This window comes from Parvularcula mediterranea (assembly GCF_013085255.1).
Classification (GTDB): Bacteria; Pseudomonadota; Alphaproteobacteria; order Caulobacterales; family Parvularculaceae; genus Parvularcula; species Parvularcula mediterranea.
On the sequence record NZ_JABFCX010000002.1, the window covers coordinates 300,295 to 319,842 of the forward strand.

General features: G+C 59.8%; 17 protein-coding genes and 1 tRNA gene. 6 read left to right on the forward strand and 12 right to left on the reverse strand.

The genetic code is table 11. The features are described 5' to 3' along the window. Positions 1-576: 576 nt before the first annotated feature. From HK107_RS02055 to HK107_RS02065, 3 genes are all read right to left on the reverse strand, one after another. A complete protein-coding gene (locus HK107_RS02055; RefSeq protein WP_173196312.1) occupies positions 577-1,143 on the reverse strand; it encodes a recombinase family protein in 567 nt (188 codons plus the stop codon). Positions 1,144-1,396: 253 nt separating this feature from the next. Further along, on the reverse strand, positions 1,397-2,692 hold the full coding sequence (locus HK107_RS02060; RefSeq protein WP_173196314.1) for a DUF6538 domain-containing protein: 1,296 nt from the start codon (positions 2,690-2,692) through the stop codon (positions 1,397-1,399). Positions 2,693-3,224: 532 nt separating this feature from the next. Then, the gene (locus tag HK107_RS02065) at positions 3,225-4,358 is read right to left on the reverse strand and encodes an AAA family ATPase (protein ID WP_332871470.1); all 1,134 of its coding nucleotides are present in this window, start codon (positions 4,356-4,358) and stop codon (positions 3,225-3,227) included. 334 nt (positions 4,359-4,692) lie between these two features. On the opposite strand from HK107_RS02065, the gene HK107_RS16050 reads away from it, so the two are divergent. Together HK107_RS16050 and HK107_RS02075 are read left to right on the forward strand one after the other, a co-directional pair. After that, entirely contained in the window at positions 4,693-5,100 is a 408-nt protein-coding gene (locus tag HK107_RS16050; protein ID WP_173196318.1) for a very short patch repair endonuclease, read from the forward strand. 64 nt (positions 5,101-5,164) lie between these two features. After that, a complete protein-coding gene (locus tag HK107_RS02075; protein ID WP_198912270.1) occupies positions 5,165-6,676 on the forward strand; it encodes a DNA cytosine methyltransferase in 1,512 nt (503 codons plus the stop codon). A 5-nt stretch (positions 6,677-6,681) separates the two neighbouring features. Here HK107_RS02075 and HK107_RS02080 read toward each other — a convergent pair whose 3' ends face one another. The 7 genes from HK107_RS02080 to HK107_RS02110 form a co-directional block, all read right to left on the reverse strand. Further along, positions 6,682-7,779 (reverse strand): MvaI/BcnI family restriction endonuclease, encoded by a 1,098-nt coding sequence (locus tag HK107_RS02080; RefSeq protein ID WP_173196320.1) that lies wholly within the window; start codon positions 7,777-7,779, stop codon positions 6,682-6,684. A gap of 286 nt (positions 7,780-8,065) precedes the next feature. Continuing rightward, positions 8,066-9,361, reverse strand: a complete 1,296-nt coding sequence (locus HK107_RS15930) for a DUF6538 domain-containing protein (RefSeq protein ID WP_173196322.1) — start codon at positions 9,359-9,361, stop codon at positions 8,066-8,068. A 94-nt stretch (positions 9,362-9,455) separates the two neighbouring features. Continuing rightward, positions 9,456-9,532: transfer RNA gene (locus HK107_RS02090), tRNA-Lys, on the reverse strand. A 98-nt stretch (positions 9,533-9,630) separates the two neighbouring features. After that, positions 9,631-10,539, reverse strand: a complete 909-nt coding sequence (locus tag HK107_RS02095) for an alpha/beta hydrolase (RefSeq protein WP_173196324.1) — start codon at positions 10,537-10,539, stop codon at positions 9,631-9,633. Between the two features lie 131 nt (positions 10,540-10,670). Further along, positions 10,671-11,795, reverse strand: a complete 1,125-nt coding sequence (gene tgt, locus HK107_RS02100; RefSeq protein ID WP_173196326.1) for a tRNA guanosine(34) transglycosylase Tgt — start codon at positions 11,793-11,795, stop codon at positions 10,671-10,673. Between the two features lie 595 nt (positions 11,796-12,390). Continuing rightward, the gene (locus tag HK107_RS02105) at positions 12,391-12,570 is read right to left on the reverse strand and encodes a hypothetical protein (protein WP_173196328.1); all 180 of its coding nucleotides are present in this window, start codon (positions 12,568-12,570) and stop codon (positions 12,391-12,393) included. A gap of 6 nt (positions 12,571-12,576) precedes the next feature. Further along, positions 12,577-12,867 carry a hypothetical protein gene (locus HK107_RS02110; RefSeq protein ID WP_173196330.1) on the reverse strand — a complete coding sequence of 97 codons (291 nt, stop codon included), beginning with the start codon at positions 12,865-12,867 and terminating at the stop codon, positions 12,577-12,579. Positions 12,868-13,016: 149 nt separating this feature from the next. Here HK107_RS02110 and HK107_RS02115 point away from each other — a divergent pair, with 149 nt between their 5' ends. Beyond that, positions 13,017-14,225 carry a serine hydrolase domain-containing protein gene (locus tag HK107_RS02115; RefSeq protein ID WP_173196332.1) on the forward strand — a complete coding sequence of 403 codons (1,209 nt, stop codon included), beginning with the start codon at positions 13,017-13,019 and terminating at the stop codon, positions 14,223-14,225. Here HK107_RS02115 and queA read toward each other — a convergent pair. Further along, the gene (queA, locus tag HK107_RS02120) at positions 14,222-15,277 is read right to left on the reverse strand and encodes a tRNA preQ1(34) S-adenosylmethionine ribosyltransferase-isomerase QueA (protein ID WP_173196334.1); all 1,056 of its coding nucleotides are present in this window, start codon (positions 15,275-15,277) and stop codon (positions 14,222-14,224) included. The genes HK107_RS02115 and queA overlap by 4 nt on opposite strands. A gap of 163 nt (positions 15,278-15,440) precedes the next feature. Between queA and HK107_RS02125 the strand changes: the two genes are divergently transcribed. Next, positions 15,441-16,115, forward strand: a complete 675-nt coding sequence (locus HK107_RS02125; RefSeq protein WP_173196336.1) for a DUF1013 domain-containing protein — start codon at positions 15,441-15,443, stop codon at positions 16,113-16,115. Between the two features lie 71 nt (positions 16,116-16,186). On the opposite strand, the gene HK107_RS02130 is transcribed toward HK107_RS02125, so the two are convergent. After that, positions 16,187-16,750, reverse strand: a complete 564-nt coding sequence (locus HK107_RS02130) for a hypothetical protein (protein ID WP_173196338.1) — start codon at positions 16,748-16,750, stop codon at positions 16,187-16,189. Between the two features lie 206 nt (positions 16,751-16,956). On the opposite strand from HK107_RS02130, the gene HK107_RS02135 reads away from it, so the two are divergent. Next, positions 16,957-18,387, forward strand: coding sequence for an MATE family efflux transporter (locus HK107_RS02135; RefSeq protein WP_173196340.1), 1,431 nt, complete (start codon positions 16,957-16,959; stop codon positions 18,385-18,387). A 55-nt stretch (positions 18,388-18,442) separates the two neighbouring features. Next, complete coding sequence (locus tag HK107_RS02140; protein ID WP_233061110.1) at positions 18,443-19,537, forward strand: PA0069 family radical SAM protein; 1,095 nt, start codon at positions 18,443-18,445, stop codon at positions 19,535-19,537. Positions 19,538-19,548: the final 11 nt, after the last annotated feature.

Sequence of the window (19,548 nt, forward strand, 5' to 3'; positions counted from 1 at the left end):
ACCCTGGGCCTGTTCCTGGGTGGTGGTATCTGATGATGACCACCTCTCAGAGTGAACCCTGGGCAGACCTTGCGCCTCTAGGAGCCTCACCTGAGTGCTGTCCTGATGAATACCTTAGGTTAGACCTAGTGTATTCCTTAGGATAACACTGGGCCTCTCTCCAAGACTTGTGGTTATCACCTCCTCCTCCATACTCACCCCTTGTATTCATCCCCTCCGGGACAATCACAAGATATACCTATAGTTCTCTCCACCCAAGGTATGTGGGGACAAATCTAGGACCCAAGGAGTAAGCCAGTCTGATCGTCGACATCTTCTGGCCTTCGTCGACACCCCCGAGAGGGGGCTGGGGTTGGACTGTCGACCCTCTCAGCATAGACCCAGAGACTTCCCTGGGTTCACCCGGGGCCAGCCGGGCGATGCGGATGACGTAGAAACATCGGGATGACTCTGAGAGTCGCGAGGATGAGTCAGGGTGCGTCTTTGGCCTTCCGGCTACCCATCCAGCCTTTTTTCGCTCTCGCGAGTCCTGGGGCATCCTCAGGCGATCTAGAGGGATGCTGTCCTGATGGACCACTAAGCTGCTTTCTCCTCCCGTCTGATCCGCATGACGGTGCTTCGGGAGATGCCCAGCTCGTTGGCGCTAGACTGGCTTCCCTTCCCATCTGCCGTCATGGCGACCACCTGGGCTCTGTGCCTAGCTCTCTTGGCGTCCGCCCTCTTGTCATACTTCCCCTCGGCCTTGGCGCGGGCGATCCCCACGGCCTGCCTCTCCCGCCTGATGGCGTTCTCGAACTCGGCAACCGCTGCGAAGAGATGGATGGTCAGGCGTCCCGCTGCGCTGGCAGTGTTCACCGAACCGTCCAGGGCTCTCAGGGTCACCCCGCGTTCATCCAGGGTATCGATGATCCCGCACAGGTCGAGTACGCTCCGGCCTAGGCGGTCGAGTTTGGTTATCACCAACTCATCACCGTCCCTGAGCTGATCTAGGCAACGCTGCAACTCTGGCCTGTCGTCAGCCTTGGTGCCGCTCAGCTGCTCGCTGTAGACCTTCTCACAGCCGTCAGTCTGCAGAGCGTCCAGCTGCTCCTCTAGGCCGTACCTCTGCTCAACCGTGGATGTCCTGGCGTATCCGATGCGCATGTCTCTTGCTCCCTCGCTGGTACACTGAGTGTGTCATCGTTAAGCTGAGTGACACAGGTCCAGTCGTCAAGAGTCAGCCTACGGATTCTCTGGGTTCTGAGCAGGTGTCGATCTAGGCTAGAGGAAGTTTAAGATGTCCTGGCACACCCTGGGTAGCACCTTGTGAGAACCGAGGGGGTACGGGGGGAATGGCCTAAGGGACTCCTAGTGATATTCAGGGCCTCAGATACTCGCCAGAGTTAAGTGACCCCGCTCAGTCGTACCACGCCTCTAAGGTCGGGTACTCAAGTCGGTTGGCATAATCCCGCAGGTTCTCAGGCGAGTAGTCGGAGTAATACGCTCTCAGAATCTCATCACCTATCTTGTGCCCAGCGATCAGCTTGGCATGCATTAGTTCAACGCCGTGCTTGTTCGTCAGCCTCGATAGAGCTGTCCTTCGGAATCCGTGGAATACCTTCACGTTGTTGTCCGTGAAACCCAGGGATTGCTTGAGCTCTGTGAACCGATTGGAGATGGAACTCTTGGTGCGTGGATTGGCAACCCACTGGCGGACGGTTTCCCGTATCCTATCAGGACACGCAATGAGACGGTTCTCGGTTTCCCTCTTCATTTTGGGAAACCGTATCCAGTCCTCCGCAGGGAGATACTGCAGCTCTGCCACAGCTTCCTGCCGCGCTCCGGTGTGTGCTGCGATGATGATAGCGCGGCGTAGCCAGTCATATTCGCAGTTGCTCATCAGTAGGCTGATTTCGGCATCGGACCAGGGTTGGCGTTCAGTCCGCTGCTTCACTGTGGGGATTGATAGCCCTGTCAGAAAGGTCGGCTCTGTCCCATGTGTCTTTAGGGCCATGCGGAGCGCCCCTACCATTTTCTTGATGGTCGCCTCAGCGAGTCCCTCGTCCGTTCCCAGAGCGTTGGTCCAACGCTGAACGCGGACCTTAGCCTGGGGGTCGTCGCTGAGACTTCCTGGAGGCGGGAGGGCAGCAGAGGCCTTCTTATACGCTCTGCGGTACTCCTGTGCCGTCCCAGGCGGCTTCGGGTGCGCCTTAAGATGGTTCTCGCCTATCTCGATCCAGGTCAGTTCACCACGCCACAATCTCAGCTCTCGGTATAGATCGACTCCGGCCTTGGTGTTCTCCGTAACCCAGTCGAAGGCTTCCTCTTGGGATAGTCTTGGGTCAGCCTCTAGCTCCGCCCCGACCAAGGCATCGAGCGCATCCGTAATCTCGTCGAAAACGGGCTGATAGTCAGGGTCAAGACGTTCCTCATTCCCCTTCTCGATGATCGCCGCGTCGTCGGTGGGGAGCGCCGCTCGCTCGCCTAGGAGCGCCTGCTGCCGTCTCAGGGATGCCCAGCGCTGATCCTGCTGGCGGACTAGGGTGTCTCTCATCTTCCGGGCTTCATCCACGTTGGCGGTCTTCAGAGACTGCCGTTCCAACGTCTTCCCTAGTCGTTCTTGCAGGTCCTCGGGGATGCGCCGCTTGAACTGCCAGAACCTGGTGTCTGAGCGCCTCTCCAGATAGTTGTTCCTGAGCTTCATCTTCGGCATAGCGGTCTCGTTTGTGACCCGCCTTGTGGCGCGGTACGCTCGAGAAAGCCAAGGGATTACGGCACTATGCTGCCTAGAAGATGAATGGTGAGCCCTCTCGGAGGGCCAACTGTTGATATGCCCGACCTCGTTAGCCGTTGAAATTCCAAGCATACTGCATCGAAGGTAGCAGGGCAATTGGGAAGAAAAAGGCACGGAAAATGGCACGTTCGCCGCCCTAGCGTCGTTGTTTTGCTGACCTCACGATTGCCCCCCGGGGCCTTTCAGAAGGGGGTGGGGTTAGCAGGACCGCGTTTCAAAAAAACGGGTAAAGGTGCCGGGCCTGCTGCTTGCTGCTGCTAGGCTGGTGCTCGCCTTCCATTTCGGATTTACCCGCACATGCGAGGCGGCAAACCCTGACAGACACTCACCTCTTGAGGCTCTGAGGCCAAATTTACGCACCCTAAAGGGACCTTAGACGCGTAAGTGGCGAAGAAGAACCCGTAAGATATGCCTTTTCAATGGGTTAGATCCCGTCAAGGCTACCCGACACTCACTCTCCTCCAGACAGTCTGATTAACTCACGGGCCAGACGGTTGGTGGCGTCCGGATCGTTCTTCGCCGCCTGCTGGTGCCTGTTCCAATCCCTCAGCCCAATCATCCCACGGGAGATCGCCGCTGTCTTGGCCCGGCTGACCTGCTGTTGAGTCACCTCATCGCCAATTACTGCTGACAAGAGCTGCGCAAGTTCCGTTTGGTTCCGGCAGAGCTGCTTCCGATGCCACCGCACCACCATGGAGTGAAGGTCGATATCGGTGGCCTCCGTCCGCCAACGTTCCTCACCGTCTTCGGTCGCCTCAACCCACAGTTCGACGGGCGATTTCTCGTCGCCAATCAGGTTTCGGTGCTTCTCAAACTTCACCATCACCCCCCAACCGATCCCACGGTCTGGCTTGAGCTTAGTTAGCGATAGGACCGTGTTGAGAACCGTAGTCTTCGCTGACGAACCTCGCTGGTCGCCGCTCTTGTTGGTATGATGAACGAGGATCACGGCCTTCCCCTGCCTCCGCAACTCCAGCAGCGCCTCTTGCAGGTGGTAGAAAGAGTCCGGCCTGTTCTCGTCCTCCGGCTTCATTGACGTAGAGAGATTGTCGATGATCACGAGATCGAAACCCTCCGCCAGTCTTACCAACTCCTCGCATTCCTGCGGCTTGCTGAGGTCGCTGAGGTGCTGACCGGACGCCAGCCGCGTGACCGCGTATACTGACAAGTTTTTCTGACCCCGCCTGTCGGCTTCGGCGCTTACGTCGCGTGCCGATCGCTCCCGTACTTTCTGGAGACGGTCCTGCAGTTCCGAAACGGCCATCTCGAAGTCCATGACTAGGACCCGGTGCCCCTTCGCGTGTTTTCGATAGCCGTGACCGTTCCACGTTGCGAACGGGGAACCAGTCGCTACCGCCCATGCAACGCCGAGCGTGAACCAAGTCTTTCCGACCCCAGTTGGGGCGTATACCATCGATAGGTCACCCCTCCGGAGCCAAGGCGACAGTAGCGGCGCTGGCTTATCATACTCCTCCCGTAGAAAGTCAGAGAGCGTAACGACGGGCGAGCGGGCCGAGGGAGTGGCTGCATCGCGAGTTGCTATTCGGGTTGCCATTGATTGCCCCTGAAAGACCTGAGGATTCATCCAGATAAGCGAAACCTCTCAACGGCTGGTTGCCCCTCCGATGAATTTTGAGCCCCCTTCGGGCTCCCTAAAGGTTCCTAAAGGCCATTTGCTCGCTCTTGAGGCGAGGCGGAGGTTGGGAGCTCATGGCAGCATCGGTTCTCCGAAGGGAACTTCTGGAGGAGTCGCATAGCCTCCCTGCCAATATCGAAACCACGCAGTTACTGGCCTGCAGCTCCATCAACCCTTGTTTTTTTCTGGTCGCTGGCGAGCGATGGATCAATCCGCACCCGACTAGGCTTTGGTTTCGGAACGTTAGCTTTAGCAACGTTGCCAATCACAGTAGTTCACGCCGATGGCCGACTTTGTGACCCCAGAGAAGCGCTCGAAGATCATGCGGGCCGTGAAGCAGAAAGACACGAAGCCTGAACTGGCCGTCCGTCGGGCGCTGCACGCGCTTGGCTATCGCTTCAGGCTCCACCGAAGGGACCTTCCGGGACGACCTGACATCGTCCTTCCGAAGCACCGGACCGTTATATTCGTACACGGATGCTTTTGGCACCAACATTCGGAGTGCGTGAACGGGCATCGTCCGACGTCTAATAGTTCCTATTGGGGACCAAAGTTGGACCGGAACATCCAACGGGACGCAGAGAAGGCAGAAGCGCTTCGGGGTGCCGGTTGGACAGTCGCTACGATCTGGGAGTGCGAAACGAAACTGGAGGATGAACTAGCCGCTGCGATCGCCCGCGCCCTTGGGTGACTGTGCACAAAATCCTGGGAAAATTTCCTGGACTTCCGATAGGAATCAATTTTAGGTTGCCAAAATGTTCCAGCTACAACATGTTGCCGGAATGTTCTGGGAGAATGAGCGGATGTTCGACAACCTTAAGTATGTGGACCTCTTTGCGGGATGCGGTGGGCTGAGCCTCGGGCTGGAGAAAGCGGGTTTTGAGCTCGCTCTGGCTGTCGAGAAATCTCCCATGGCAGCGGAGACTTTCTACCACAACTTCATAGAACGAATTACTGACCGGACCGCATACGAGCGCTTCGCGTCCGAAGAGACTTCGGTAGAGGAGCAAGCGGCCAAAGGCCTCGTAATCAAAGAGCTCGAAGCGGTTTTAGAGTCCCCGGCGGTCCTCAAGAAACTCCGGGACCAGCAGATCGATCTCGTAGCTGGCGGGCCTCCGTGCCAAGGCTTCTCTTTGGCTGGAAGACGCAACCCGGACGATGTTCGCAACCAGCTGCCTTGGCAATTCATTGAATTCGTGGAGGCGGTGAATCCAAAGGCTGTCTTGGTGGAGAACGTCTCCGGGATGGCTCAGGACTTCCGCAAGCAAGGCAAGGCGTCCCCATTTGACGATCTGAGGATTGCTCTCGGGGAGTGCGGGGAAGGCTACGAGGTCCAACCGGCCCTCCTCAACGCCATGCATTTCGGTGCGCCACAGCATCGCCCGCGCGTTATGCTTCTGGCTCTTCGGACCGATATTGCGGCGACTGTCGGTTTCGAAGGGTCCGAGCATACGTGGCGCTCTGAGTACGATTCTATCGAGAACCTTCTGTTCCCTGAGCGTCCGTTGGTTGCTCCCCTAGCCACTCATTTCGATAGTGAAATCTTCACCGTCGCGGATGCAATCGGTGACCTTTCCCCGAAAGGATATCGTCGCCTCTCCAACCTCCCAGACTTCGCCCATGAGATGCGGACGGATTCTAGTTGGATGCCTGTACACATCGCGGAAGCAGCGGGCCGCAGTGGCCTGACGAACCATACGCTCCGCAAGCATACTGATGCGACCGCCACCCGGTTCCGAATCTATCAGTTCTTCCGTGACCAACAAATTCATCCGAAGACTATTGGGATCCCCAAGCAGGCTGAGGTCAGTGACGCTGGAAAACGCAAGCAGCTACGCGCAGCTCTAGCGGGGGCGTCTTTCCCAGCCAAGGGAGGCGACGGCGCGATCATAGCTTCGAGCATTAACGATCTCGTGGAGCTCATCATGGAGCTCGGCACGAAGAAGCATAGCCAGCGGCCGCTCGCTTGGAACAAGCCGAGCCCGACGGTAGTGAGCCTTCCCGACGATTACGTTCATCCGTCTGAACCCAGAACCCTCACTGTAAGGGAGATGGCTCGGTTTCAGTCGTTCCCGGACTCATTCGAATTCCGCTCCAAAGAAACGACTGGGAGCCATCGGAGGCGCTTCGAAGTCCCTCAGTACACGCAAGTCGGGAATGCGGTACCTCCAAAGATGGCGGAGGCTGCTGGCAAAGCGATGCGGGAAGCCCTGCAAGGCGCGGCACAGGCCAGCTCCGATTCCAACGGGCTGAAGCGGGCTGGATAACTCATTCAGGTCAGGAAGATTTCTTCGCTCGGAGGAAACAACCGATCTAGCGCATGAGGGGCGAGCTTGAACGAAGGGCCTCGCTCTCTTGCAGACCCGCTAGGCGAACGTTTTATCATGTGATCCATGGTTATCGTTCCCTCGCGCAGCAGAGCATCTAATTGAGCCAGCAGTGGTCCTTTGGTGTGCGTCACAGAACGATAGTGGAAGTACTCCCTCCCATCAATAACCTCCGCGTCAGCAGCGATCCAGAACGTTTCGTGATGCTTGTTCGCAAGCGCCTCTCGAAGTCCCTCAAGACGCCAAGTAGCAAATGGTCCAATCGGATCTTTGGTTGAGCATTCGTTGAGCAGGCCAGCACCCTCTTTAACTTCAAAGGTCAGACCTTGAGAATTGATGTTGGCTGCACTCACCGTGCAATTCAGCCGATCTGCGCCATCACGGAAGTATCCGAATAGATCTAGAACCTCCGTCATGCTATTCAGCCTACTGACATCCCAGTCTGGAACCTTAGCAAAGAGTTGCTTGCGGTTCTGTTTCGACGGGGTATGTGAGCTCCGGAAAGCCTTTAGTTCTATACCTTGGAAGTCGGGACCCTGCGACGAGTTCATCGGTATACCAAGGGCATCTTCTAGTGCCCGACCAACTGCCGTGTCTGCAGCCTGCGCCATCACTGAAGCGATGGGCCCTCGGCGAGAGAGCTGACGAAGCCGGTGCAGGAGCATTTTGGCCGGTGTCTCAGCCTCGTTCCGGCGTTGCAGGATCTCGCTTAGCGGTCCTCTCAGGTTCCCATCGAGAGCATCACAGACATCTACTCTGGTGATATTGATCGTATACAGATCGCCCTTCACAACAAATAGGGCTAGCAGATCGTCCGGACCGGCGTGGTCTGGCAAGCCGTAGAGCCAAATTCTCGGGTCACCAGCCTTGTTGGGCTTAGCTTCGGGCTTGTAAAGGGAAGCGATGACCGAATGAGACTCGTCGAGACCAACGATCGTGCATTTCAACTGAACGCCGTTCTTTCGCGCTCCTCTACCTTGTTTTTCGTAGTCATGCAGCGCCGTTCGCTTAAAGAAGCTGCGAACCGGCTCCGTCGCGTCCATGATGCCCTTCCTCAACGCAGTAGCGGTAGGCTGTAGGAGGACAGAGTCTAGGCCAGCGCGAGCGAGCCTGCGTAGTCGCTCATCCTCGACGGCACTGGCACTCCGGATGGCCACTATGCCACCCCACGCTTTCGAGACTTCCGACAACATTTAGCTCGTACGTTTTCGGCTAGTTCGAGAAGCTTTTTCCGACGTTCCATGCGGAACGGGTCAACCGACTCGCTCCCGAAAGCAACTTGCAAGCCGCCTTAAAAACGGAACGGCTCTACACTGGCTTAGGCCAAGCTCACCGCAAGAACCTATCCAAACGGGGAAATCTGATGAGGTTGATCGATCGCCGGAGATCTTCGGCAGTATGGTGCGTGTAGTACCGCTGCAGGATCTCATCCGGTTGTCTGTGTCCGGAGATTATCCTCGCCGCCACGGAGTCTACGCCAAGCTGAATAAGCTTCGACAACGCGAGGTGGCGCAGTGAATGAAAGACCTTCACCTGATCGTAGCTAGTGCCGACAAACCCGCTCCGGCGCTTCAGCTTCGTAAACTCGTTGGACAACGAGCTCTTTGTCCGAGGTGAACTAACCCAGAAACGTACGGTTTCGCGGAGGCCATCGGGGCACGGAATAACTCGCTCACTTCGTTCCAGCTTTTGTTTCGGGAAACGAATAACATCGGATGCGCTGTCATAAGACATGTCTACGAGAGCGCCTGCGCGGGGCCCGGTGAAGGTTGCAACCAGAATGGCAGCGGCAAGCCAGTCCTTGTCACAGGTGTTGAGAAGAAGCTCAAGCTCCTCCTCAGTCCACGGTTGGCGTACGATCTCTGTTTTTGGAGAGCTCACACTGATGTTAGAGAACGGCTCGGAATGGAACCCGGCTTGTCGGATTGACGAGCGGACGCCCGTGAGCATCTTCCTCAGTGTCGCCGCTGCAAACTCGCCGCTAGCCGCAAGTGAATTGACCCAGACTTGTACGTCTTGACGGGAGACGCGGTTCACAGGCGGCAAGGCAGCTTCTGCGAGAGCCAAGCCCCGCCGGTACTCGGACTCCGTACTGGCCGAGAGGTTCCGAACGGCAAACAGCTGTTCCCCGAGCATGGGATAGGTAAGTTCGCCTCGCCAGAGCTGAAGTTCCTTCGCGAGCTGCCTACCTTCCGGAGTGCGAGCCTCCACATACGAGCGAGCATCTTCGATCTCCTCGGGGGTGTCAGGAAGGCCATTAGCTCGGAGATAAGCAAAGGCTGCCTCATCAAGCTGCTCCTGAATCGTATCGAGAACAACTGTATCGCGCAGACCATCCGCTCTCTCCAGACGCCCGGCCTCTACGATCGAACTTTCTTCGGTGGTCAGCGTCCCTTGGCCCAAAGGTCGCGACATTTTCCGTCTACGGATCCTCAACCATTGCGATTCGAATTGCCGGTTGAGGGTATCCCGAAGCTCTCTCGCCACCTGCTTCTCTGAGGTCTTCAGGGACTGGCGGATCCTGCTCTTGCCGAATGCATCACGCACATCGGTAGGCACGTTCCTGCGATATTCGAAGTTCGCGCTGTCGGCACGCCGGAACAAGTAGCGGTCTTTCGTCTTCACCAGCCATTCCCTCCAAGGAAAGGGACACAGAAAAAGGCACAGTATGGCCTCGAAAGACCAACGATGCCTTACGTTTCAACGGCTTGAAGATGAATGGTGAGCCCTCTCGGATTCGAACCGAGGACCTACTGATTAAAAGTCAGTTGCTCTAACCAACTGAGCTAAGGGCCCATCCAGAGCGAGCGGCATTAAGGGTCTGCGGCAGAGGCGTCAACCGTTTTTGGGCGGCTTTTTCTGGATCGTTTTGTCACCTCTGCAGACGAGGGTTTTCAAGGGTTCGCGGCTGGCTGCGCGAGACCGTTCTTGATGAAGTGGACGATCTGGTCGCGGTAGGCGCTGCTCTCGGCATCCGAGAGGTCCCGCCAGAGCGGCCCGTGGTCGAGGTGCCTGACATGGGTGATGGCGAGCTGGCTTTTCTCAGCCTCTGCGAGCGCATCCTCGAATAGCTTGGTATAGCGGTAGGTCCGCGCATCAGACATGAGGAGGAGCGGCCGGTCGAACTGGTCGATGTAGGAGGCTGGCGAGGCGTCCCTGATCCCGTCCATATCGGCGCCGAAGACCGCCTCCACATGCTGCTCGGCCATCTCAGGCGTCGGGCTCTCTCTAAAGACCCGATGATAGTCCGCCATGTCGTAGGCTCCGCCGACGGCCACGACGCCTGCGTAGACCTCGGGGTTCAGATCGTGCGCCGTGAGGTATTGCGGGTCGGCCGCCACCAGCGAAGCGAGGTGCGCGCCTGAGGAGAAGCCGCCGATCACCACGCGCTCAAGATCGAAGCCGTACTTCTCAGCATTCGCGATCAGCCACGCGGTCGCCGCTGCGATATCTTCGACGTGGGCCGGGTGCTGGACACCTTCGGTCTTCTCCGGGTCCTGCCAGACAGCGGAGCTCAGGCGGTGGCCGACAGAGGCGACGGCGATCCCCTCCTCCGCAACCCGCTCGGCGAGGTCCATCTCACGGTTCCGGTCGACATAGGACCAGGCGCCTCCGCCGATCCAGATGAAGAGCGGCACTGCCTCATCAGACTGAGGGAGGACGAGGTTCAGCTTCTGAAGCGCGTCCGCCTCCGGCCCTGTCGTATAGGCCAGGTCGCGGACGACGCGCGGCTCCAGCCCCTCACCGGTCGCGGGTTGGAGAAGGAAGACGCCGGAGATGATGGCGAGGAAGGTGCGCAGCATTTTTGGTCCTTATCGTTTTTCAATAAGGATGGAGATGTTCCGGCTTCTGCGCAAGTCTTCTAGGCAGCGTCACTTCATCTCTCCCTCCGGGAGAGGTGAGCCAGCCCGTTGTTCAGTACAGGGAGAAGGTCCTAGCTCTTCTCGCGGTGCCGCGCCCTGAACTCGGCGGCAAACTGCGCAAACCTGTCCTCGGCGATGGCAGCGCGCATGGCGGCCATCAGGCGCTGATAGAAGTCGAGATTGTGCCAGCTCAGAAGCATCGGCCCCAAATACTCGCCCGCGCGGAAGAGGTGGTTGAGATAGCCCTTGGTGTAGTCGCGACTGGCGGGGCAATCGCTGTCCGGGTCGAGCGGCGTCTCGTCATCGACGAACTTCGCATTCTTGAGATTGAGCGGCCCGTCCCAGGTCCAGGCTTGCCCATGGCGCCCTGAACGGGTTGGCAGCACACAGTCGAACATGTCGATGCCGCGCTCGACCGCGCCGACGAGGTCGAGGGGCTTGCCCACACCCATCAGGTAGCGTGGTTTGTCCTTGGGAAGTACAGGCGTCGTGAAGTCCAGCACACGGAACATCTGCTCCCTGCCCTCACCCACCGCCAGACCGCCGACAGAGTAGCCGGGAAAGCCGATCTCTTGCAGGCTCTCGGCCGAGCGCTTCCTCTGATCCTCGAAGACCGAGCCCTGCACGATGCCGTAGAGCGCCTGATGCGGCCCAGCCATGTCGGCGAAGGCGTCCTTGGACCGCTGGGCCCAGCGCAGGGAGAGCTCGAGGCTTTCGAGCGACGCTTCCTCCGTGATCGGAAAAGGCGGGCACTCGTCGAGCTGCATCTGGATGTCTGCACCCAGAAGGCACTGGATCTCGATCGAACGCTCAGGCGTCAGCATGTGCTTCGAGCCGTCAATGTGAGAACGGAATTCGACCCCCTTCTCCGTCAGCTTGCGCATCTGCGCGAGGGACATGACCTGGAACCCGCCTGAGTCGGTCAGGATCGGCCCCTTCCACGTCGAGAACTTATGCAGCCCCCCGAACTTCGCCACACGCTCCGCCGTCGGACGAAGCATCAGGTGATAGGTGTTGCCGAGGATGATATCAGCGCCCGTCGCCTCCACATCCCGCATCTGAACAGCCTTCACCGTCCCTGCTGTGCCGACAGGCATAAACGCAGGTGTACGGATGACCCCGCGGGACGTTGTGATCTCGCCGGTCCGCGCCTGGCCATCGGTGTGGTGGAGGGAAAAGCTGAAAGGGGTGGTCATCAGGTCTGTCTGTTTCTAGCCAGCATTGCTAAGGAAGTGGACCACAGCCGCTCCTGCAGCGAAGCCTAGGACCAAGCCTAACAGTGCAAACCCTGCACCCCCAGGCTTCGTTTCGAGTTGCTGCGTGAGGGGCTTACTCATTTCGTTAGTGTAAGAAGCATTCCAACCACGCGAGAATTCATGAAGCCGTACAAACAACGACGGGTCGCCTTCGAGCAGGCCTCCGCCGCCCAACTCTAGAGCTTTGGCGTGGTGAGCAACCTGCTCTTCCAGGCTTGCTTCTGAACCAACGAATGAGCTGTCAGCGTTGAAGAACCTAGGGAGCAGATGCGTTGAGTACTGACGGCCTGGACGATCGAATTGTTCCGCCAACCCAATATCGCACTCGACGAACCTTGGGTCCCGATCCAATACAAACTGAATGAAGGTCGTTTGTGAACGGAGGCATACTAAATGCCCTCGGACTTCGAGGTGGAAACCGTACTGCTCCCGGATTGCAGTCGTTTGGCACTTTACAGCTACCTCGAGCTCTCTCGTCTTTGCCATCTGCCTATTCCGCTAAGACCGCCATCTACATGGCACATCTGCCAGCTGGTCATTTCTTAGACCCCCGCGGCCTGTTGAAGTACATCAAAAACACCGCCGCAATCCATGAGAGGAGCTGCACCCAGACTGGCACCTCCGGCAGCCATTCGGGTGGCCTCGTGTTCACGACGAGCAGGAAGCCGATCACGAGGATGCCGAGTGCGAACTGGATCTGGGCGCTGCGCGTCATCCCTGCCTAGCCCTCGGGATAGAGGTGCATGGAGCGGTACTGGATCGGGAAGCTGTCGAGCTCTGCGACGAGGGCTGCGGCTTTGGGATCTTCCGGAGTGCGGTCGATCTTGCGCTGCTCTTCGGTGCTGACGACGTCGTAGCGGAAGTGGCGACGGAAGTGGTGGGTAACCTCTTCCTCGAAGGTGTCGAAGTCCTCGAACCGGCCATAGACCCAGGCATAGCCGCCAGCAGGCCCACCCGGCGCAGCACCGCGGTTCCTGGTCTTAAAGTGGATCACCATCGCAAGGTCCTGCATGGCCGGGGCTCCCATAGTCTCGTTTTGGCGGGCGGTTAGCAGGAAGCTGCGCGCCTGTCTCGCCCTGTCTCGGGATGCGCCAAAGCCCCGCGCTGGTTTTCGGGGCCGAGGCCTCTTAGGCTCTCAGGAAAAAGCTCTGGGAGGGGCGTATGGGAACCCTGGCGAAGAAAGCTGCGCTCGCAGCTGGCGCAGTGGCCGCCGTACTCGGCGTGACGTGGATCGCGATCGGCGAGGACTGGCGCAGCCTGATCTCCAACCCGCCGAGCGACACCAACGTGCTCTTCTGGGAACAGGAGCAGCGCGATACCGGCTTCCGGATGCTCGATAAGCTGCCGATGCTCGTCAAGACCTCGAAGATTGAGCGCAGCCGCGACCCACGCGCCCTCCCCGATGGCGAGCCGCTGGACCTTGGCTTCGATCTCGACACGTATTTCAAGGACAACAGGATTGCCTCCGTCGTCATCCTCCATAACGGGAAGGTCCGTACAGAGAAATATGGCCTTGGCTTCGAGGCTGACGAACGCTGGACGAGCTTCTCGGTGGCCAAGTCCGTGACCTCGACCCTTGTTGGCGCGGCCATTGAGGATGGGTACATCGAAAGCCTTGATGCTCCGATCACGGACTCGATCACCGACCTCAAGGGCAGTGCCTATGAAGGCGTGAGCGTCAGGCAGCTCCTGACCATGACCTCGGGCGTCGACTGGAACGAGGACTACGAGGACCCGAACTCCGACGTGGCGCAGTTCAATCTCCACACGCCCGAAGACCCCGACATGCCGGTGATCGTCAGCTACATGAAAACCCTCGGCAGGGATGCGCCTGCAGGTGAGCGGTGGCTCTATTCGACTGGTGAGACGAACCTGATCGGGATCCTCGTTACCGAAGCCACGGGCAAGTCGCTCGCCGATTACCTCTCCGAGAAGATCTGGTCCGTCTACGGAATGGAAGCGGACGCAACCTGGCTCCTCGGCACCGACGGACAGGAGATCAGCGGCTGCTGCATCCAGGCGACGACCCGCGACTTCGCAAGGTTCGGACAGTTCATCCTCGACGGCGCAATGGTCGATGGCGAGCGCATCGTCCCTGACGAATGGCTTGGCCTCGCGACGACGAAGCAAGCGGACATCGGCTTCCCCGGCGCAGGTTATGGCTACCAATGGTGGACCCTCGACGACGGCGCGTTCCAGGCGCGCGGCATCTTCGGTCAGGGGATCTTCATCGACCCTGAGCGAAACCTCGTGATCGCCTCGAACAGCAGCTGGTCATCAGCCCTCGGAGCAAGAGGCGGAGAGCGCGACGCTCGGGAAGCCTTCTACAAAGCCGTCCGCGACGCCGTGGACCGCGAGGCCGGTCGCTAGCCTGCGTTCCGCTCCAGCAGGCACGCATCGCCATAGCTGAAGAACCTGTACCCCTCGCGCACCGCATGGGCATAGGCCGCCTTCATCGTCTCGGTGCCTGCATAGCCGCAGACCAGCATGAAGAGCGTCGACTTCGGCAGGTGGAAGTTCGTCAGTAGAAGGTCCGAAGCGGGGAAAGCATCGCCGGGCTTGAGGAAAATATCCGTATGCCCCCTGAAAGGAGCCACACGCTCTCCATCCCAGGCTGATTCCAGAAGGCGGAGGCTCGTCGTCCCAACGGCGATGACCCGGCCTCCCTTCGCGCGGGTCTCAGCAATGGCGGCGACTGCCTCTTCAGACACCACACCGAACTCGGAGTGCATCTTGTGCTCCGAAAGGTCCTCGGCGCTCACCGGCAGGAACGTGCCCGCGCCGACATGCAGCGTCACGGCAGTGCGCCCGACGCCCTTCGCCTCAAGCTGCGCGAAGAGTTCATCCGTGAAGTGAAGGCCTGCCGTCGGCGCAGCCACGCTCCCCGCCTCCCGAGCAAAGATGGTCTGGTAGCGCTCACGGTCATCCTCACGCACCGCCCGCTTCCTCGCGATGTAAGGCGGCAGCGGCGGCATCCCCGCAGCATCGAGCGCGGCGTCGAACGTCTCCTCGGCCACGTCGAAGACGAGATCTGTCTCGATCCCGTCGCGCGCTGACACAGTGGCCATCAGGCCCCTGAAATTGATCCGGTCACCAACCTTCAGCCGCTTACCCGGCCGCGCGAAGCTCTTCCAATGGGCACAGCCTTCGACAGGCTCAAGGTGCTCGATGAGGTTGGCCTCCACTTGAACCGGCGTTCCGCCCTCACGAGGCTCGCGCTCACCTTCCAGCGCGGCGGGGATCACCTTCGTATCGTTCAGGACGAGCAAATCGCCGTCGCGCAAAATCTCCGGCAGCTCCGCCACCCGGCGGTCCAAAATCCCCTCACCCACCTGCAGCAGGCGCGCAGCCGTGCGCTCCTCAGGCGGGTTCAGCGCAATCAGCTCTTCAGGCAGGTCAAAGTCAAAATCAGCGGTCTTCATGGGCCGCCGTTTGGCGTCCGCGAAGCCTGCTTGCAACCGCGGGCCTTCCGCCCTAGTTCAGGGGCTCTTCCCCATTGTCATTCAGCGACCACCCGCCGGACGACGCGCCGGGGGACATCTATTCTCGCGCGGCAGGGCCCGCACCCGAACTCAGGAGGTCATCATGTCCGACACACTTCTCAACCCGAAGGCGACCGCCGTCTGGCTGATCGACAACACCGCCCTCACCTTCGACCAGATCGCGGACTTCTGCGGCCTGCACCCGCTCGAAGTGAAGGGTATCGCTGACGGTGACGTGGCCCAGGGCCTGCGCGGCATCAACCCGATCAACAATGACCAGCTGACCCGCGACGAGATCGAAAAGGCCGAGAAGGACGAGGACTACCGCATGGTGCTCCTCAAGAAGAAAGTCGCCGTCCCGACCGTCAAGAAGAAGCAGGCGCGCTACATCCCGACCTCGCGCCGCCAGAAACGCCCGGCCGCCATTGCGTGGATCGTCAAGAATCACCCCGAAGTTCCGGATCGCGTAATCTCGAAGCTCCTCGGCACGACCAAGACCACCATCCAGGCAATCCGCGACAAGAGCCACTGGGACTATTCGAACCTTGAGCCGGTCGATCCCGTGACGGAAGGCTTCTGCACCCAGTTCGACCTCGACATGGCGGTTCAGAAGGCATCCGATGAGCGCGCCCGCATGGAAGCCGAGGGCACAGTTCCCGAAGGCGCAACCCTTCAGCCTGCTGACGAAAGCACGGCCGAGAGCGAACCCGAAGAGGAAACGAGCAACGCGCCTGACCTCGACAAGGTCTTCGCGAACTTCGGCTCCTCGGACGACTAGGCGCCCGGTATCACCGAACACAAAAAAGGCGGGGCTCAAGCCCCGCCTTTTTCTTTGGGAGATCGTTCCGACTAGTAGCGGAAGCGGTAGCCGAGCGAGATCGACTCGTTGCCGTAGCCGACTTCGAACTCGGTGCCGTCCTGGGTCTGACGGAAGCCGTCCGTGTTCACCCAGCCAGCTTGCAGGCTGACATAGTGCGGGCCGACAACCTGGAGGTCAGCGCCGACCTTCAGCTGCGTGGCGAAGCCGTTGCCGCCGTCTTCGATGTTGTTCGAAGCGAAGCCTGCACCGGCGCCGCCCCAGACGATGATGCGCTGGTCGACAGGCGTCGAGACAACAGCGTTCGCGAAGAACGAGGTCACCGAATAGTCCTCGTCACCGACGAAAAACTCGCTGTCATTGGTCGCGCCGACGATCTCAAGCTCGCCCGCGAAGAACTTCGAGAACTGGAAGCCGCCGAGGAGGCCAAAGTTCACGCCGTCATCATAGATGACTTCGCCGATTCCTTCGCCCTCGATGGAGAGGTTGGCGTCGGTGACGGAGCTGACACCGAGGTGCGCGCCGAAATAGCCCTGAGCGGATGCAATGCCGACCAGCGAGACGCCAGCCGCGGCAAGTGCGATGAGGTTTTTCATATCCCTACCCTGATCTGAAAGCGGCTCTGCCACCGCCAAAGACGAAAGCTCTGCCGGGGGCGTGATTAAGTCAACCGCAATGTCGGCTCACGGGATGTAAGTTAATGTTTTCATTGATGCTGATCCCAGACGTCCATAAGCAGCAAAGGAGCTGTCACGTGACCGTGCCCTTGCTTCCTGCGTCGACGGGGCCGATGTAGCCCCTCATGGCGCGAACGTCGTTCCAACTCGAAGAGCGGCGCACCCGCCTCCTTGAAGCTCCGGTCCCGAAGGTCCTGTTCGACCTCAGCTGGCCGATGACGCTCGGCCTTTTCTCGGTGATCGCGATCAACGTCACCGACACCTTCTATATCGGACAGCTCGGTGGACAGGAGCTGGCGGCCATCGGTTTCTGCTTTCCCGTCATCTTCGGGATGAGCGCCATCGCCATCGGCATGGGCAATGGCGGAGCAGCCGTGGTCTCGCGGGCCATCGGCGCAGGGCGCGAAGGTCAGGCGCGGTCACTGATCAGCTCGACGCTGATCTTCGTGACGCTCTTCGCGATCGTACTCGCGCTGATCATGTTGCAGGTCTCGGACACGGTTTTCCTTGCGCTCGGCGCACCACGCGAGCTTCTTCAGTACATCAATCAATTCATGACGATCTGGTACATCGGCCTGCCGCTGCTGGTGGCGCCGATCGTGCTCAACGGCCTGATCCGCGCCACCGGAGAGGCAAAGGTCCCGAGCGTCCTCATGGTGCTGGCCGCCGTGATCAACGCCGTGATCTCGCCCTTCATCATCTTCGGGCTCTTCGGCCTTCCCGCCCTCGGCATGTCAGGCGCAGCGATCGCGACGGTGACAGCGCGGCTGGTCATCACGGTCATGGCCATCATGTGGCTCTTCCGCGAATCCCTGATCGAGGTCAGCGCCTCCGCCCTCAAGACCTTCCTGCCTTGCACGTTGCAGGTCCTCCGCTACGGCGCGCCAGCATTCTTCGCGCAGCTTTCCTCGCCGATCGCAGGGGCCATCGTCACGCGGATCATCGCGGAGTCCGGGCCAGACGCTGTGGCAGGCTTCGCCGTCGGTGCACGGATTGAAGCTCTGGTGCTCATCCCCTTCTTCGCGCTTCAGACAGGCGTGACGCCGTTCATCGGCCAAAACGTCGGCGCCGATAACACGGCCCGGCTCAGGCAGGCGGAGGGCAGCATCTGGGCCTTTGCGGGTCTCTGGGGAGCGGTCGGCGCGGCGATCCTCTTCTGCTTCGGCGGCAGCCTCTCAGGCCTCTTCACCGACAACCCGGCGATTGCCGCGACAGGCGATGCCTATCTCGAAGCCATTGCCTTCGGCCTCTGGGGCGCAGGGCTCCTGGCGGTCAGCATCGGCGTCTTCAATCCCCTCGGCTATCCGAACCTTGCTCTCGCAGCAAATGCCCTCCGCTATGTCGGCTTCTATGCCGGTGGAGCGCTGGTCGCTGTTACAGCGTTCGGGGTGAGCGGTCAGGACGCAGTGTTCTTCGCCGCCAGCCTCTCATACATCGGAGCAGGTCTGGCGGCGGCGTTTTTGGTGCGCCTCCTGCTCGAAAGACCCAACCGCAAGGATTTGGGCCCGGTTTCGGCACCGGCCCCCAAGGTTGCACAAACTTCTACCAAAGGTTGAGGTTCGGGAAAACTCGTTCCTTGCCTGTTCTCATGTTCTGTGTATGTTCTCGTGCATGGCCCATGCTGCGCACCTTTCTTTCGAACCCGGTACGGCCGCGAAGAAGAAAGGCCGGGGAGCGTTCTCGAACCAGACCGGACGCTACGAACCGGAGGTCCGCGAGACCACAAGCGATGGTTGGGTCCCCGATGAGGCCACTCCCCTGAGGACCGAGGTCACCCAGGAGAACGCAAAGAAGATCGTCACCTTCAACGACAGCCCGTTCGTGGGCTTTGACAGGTCGATCAATCCCTACAGGGGCTGCGAGCATGGCTGCGTCTACTGTTTCGCAAGGCCGACCCATGCCTATCTGGGCCTCTCACCCGGCCTCGATTTCGAAAGCCGCCTGACCGTCAAACCCGGCGCCGCGCAGCTCCTCAGGAAGGAACTCTCGGCCAAGGGCTACAAGGTCCGTCCTATCGCCATCGGCACGAACACCGACCCCTACCAGCCGATCGAGAAGCGCTACGGCATCATGCGCCAAATCCTCGAAGTGCTGCTGGAGTTTCGGCACCCCGTCAGTATTCTGACGAAATCTGACACGATCCTTAGAGACCTCGATCTCCTTAAGAAGCTGCAGAAGCATGACCTCGTCAGGACGCTGGTCTCCATCACCACCCTCGACGGTGCCCTCGCGAGGACGATGGAGCCGCGCGCGCCCACTCCGAAGAAGCGCCTCGCGGCCGTTCAGGCGCTGGCCGAAGCGGGCCTCCCCACCGGCACAGTGCACGGCCCGATGATCCCCGGCCTCTCCGACCACGAGCTCGAGCGCCTGATGGAAGCCTCGCGGGACGCAGGCGCGACCTTCGTCTCCTACACCCTCCTCCGCCTGCCTCAGGAAGTCGGCCCGCTGTTCGAGGAATGGTTGGAGGCCGCTGCACCGGGCCGCAAGGATCGGGTCCTGAACCATATCCGCGAGATCAATGGCGGCAGGCTCTACGACGTCGGCCGCTCCCGCGGCGGCGGACCGAAAGGAGCCTACGCTGAATTGCTCGACCAGCGCTTCCGCGCGGCGAAGGTCCGGCTCGGCTTCTGCGAAATGCCTGTGCCGTCCTGCGCGCACTTCAAGGTTCCGGCGACCGAAGCGCCCCAAGGCGACCTCTTTGGATAAGTCGGGCTTGG

What these genes read in the sequence shown, in the direction of transcription:
- HK107_RS02055 (WP_173196312.1), bottom strand. Translation starts at nt 1,143, where the DNA reads ATGCGCATCGGATACGCCAGGACATCCACGGTTGAGCAGAGGTACGGC.
- HK107_RS02060 (WP_173196314.1), bottom strand. Translation starts at nt 2,692, where the DNA reads ATGCCGAAGATGAAGCTCAGGAACAACTATCTGGAGAGGCGCTCAGAC.
- HK107_RS02065 (WP_332871470.1), bottom strand. Translation starts at nt 4,358, where the DNA reads ATGAATCCTCAGGTCTTTCAGGGGCAATCAATGGCAACCCGAATAGCA.
- HK107_RS16050 (WP_173196318.1), top strand. Translation starts at nt 4,693, where the DNA reads ATGGCCGACTTTGTGACCCCAGAGAAGCGCTCGAAGATCATGCGGGCC.
- HK107_RS02075 (WP_198912270.1), top strand. Translation starts at nt 5,165, where the DNA reads ATGTTCCAGCTACAACATGTTGCCGGAATGTTCTGGGAGAATGAGCGG.
- HK107_RS02080 (WP_173196320.1), bottom strand. Translation starts at nt 7,779, where the DNA reads ATGGACGCGACGGAGCCGGTTCGCAGCTTCTTTAAGCGAACGGCGCTG.
- HK107_RS02095 (WP_173196324.1), bottom strand. Translation starts at nt 10,539, where the DNA reads ATGCTGCGCACCTTCCTCGCCATCATCTCCGGCGTCTTCCTTCTCCAA.
- tgt (WP_173196326.1), bottom strand. Translation starts at nt 11,795, where the DNA reads ATGACCACCCCTTTCAGCTTTTCCCTCCACCACACCGATGGCCAGGCG.
- HK107_RS02105 (WP_173196328.1), bottom strand. Translation starts at nt 12,570, where the DNA reads ATGACGCGCAGCGCCCAGATCCAGTTCGCACTCGGCATCCTCGTGATC.
- HK107_RS02110 (WP_173196330.1), bottom strand. Translation starts at nt 12,867, where the DNA reads ATGCAGGACCTTGCGATGGTGATCCACTTTAAGACCAGGAACCGCGGT.
- HK107_RS02115 (WP_173196332.1), top strand. Translation starts at nt 13,017, where the DNA reads ATGGGAACCCTGGCGAAGAAAGCTGCGCTCGCAGCTGGCGCAGTGGCC.
- queA (WP_173196334.1), bottom strand. Translation starts at nt 15,277, where the DNA reads ATGAAGACCGCTGATTTTGACTTTGACCTGCCTGAAGAGCTGATTGCG.
- HK107_RS02125 (WP_173196336.1), top strand. Translation starts at nt 15,441, where the DNA reads ATGTCCGACACACTTCTCAACCCGAAGGCGACCGCCGTCTGGCTGATC.
- HK107_RS02130 (WP_173196338.1), bottom strand. Translation starts at nt 16,750, where the DNA reads ATGAAAAACCTCATCGCACTTGCCGCGGCTGGCGTCTCGCTGGTCGGC.
- HK107_RS02135 (WP_173196340.1), top strand. Translation starts at nt 16,957, where the DNA reads ATGGCGCGAACGTCGTTCCAACTCGAAGAGCGGCGCACCCGCCTCCTT.
- HK107_RS02140 (WP_233061110.1), top strand. Translation starts at nt 18,443, where the DNA reads ATGGCCCATGCTGCGCACCTTTCTTTCGAACCCGGTACGGCCGCGAAG.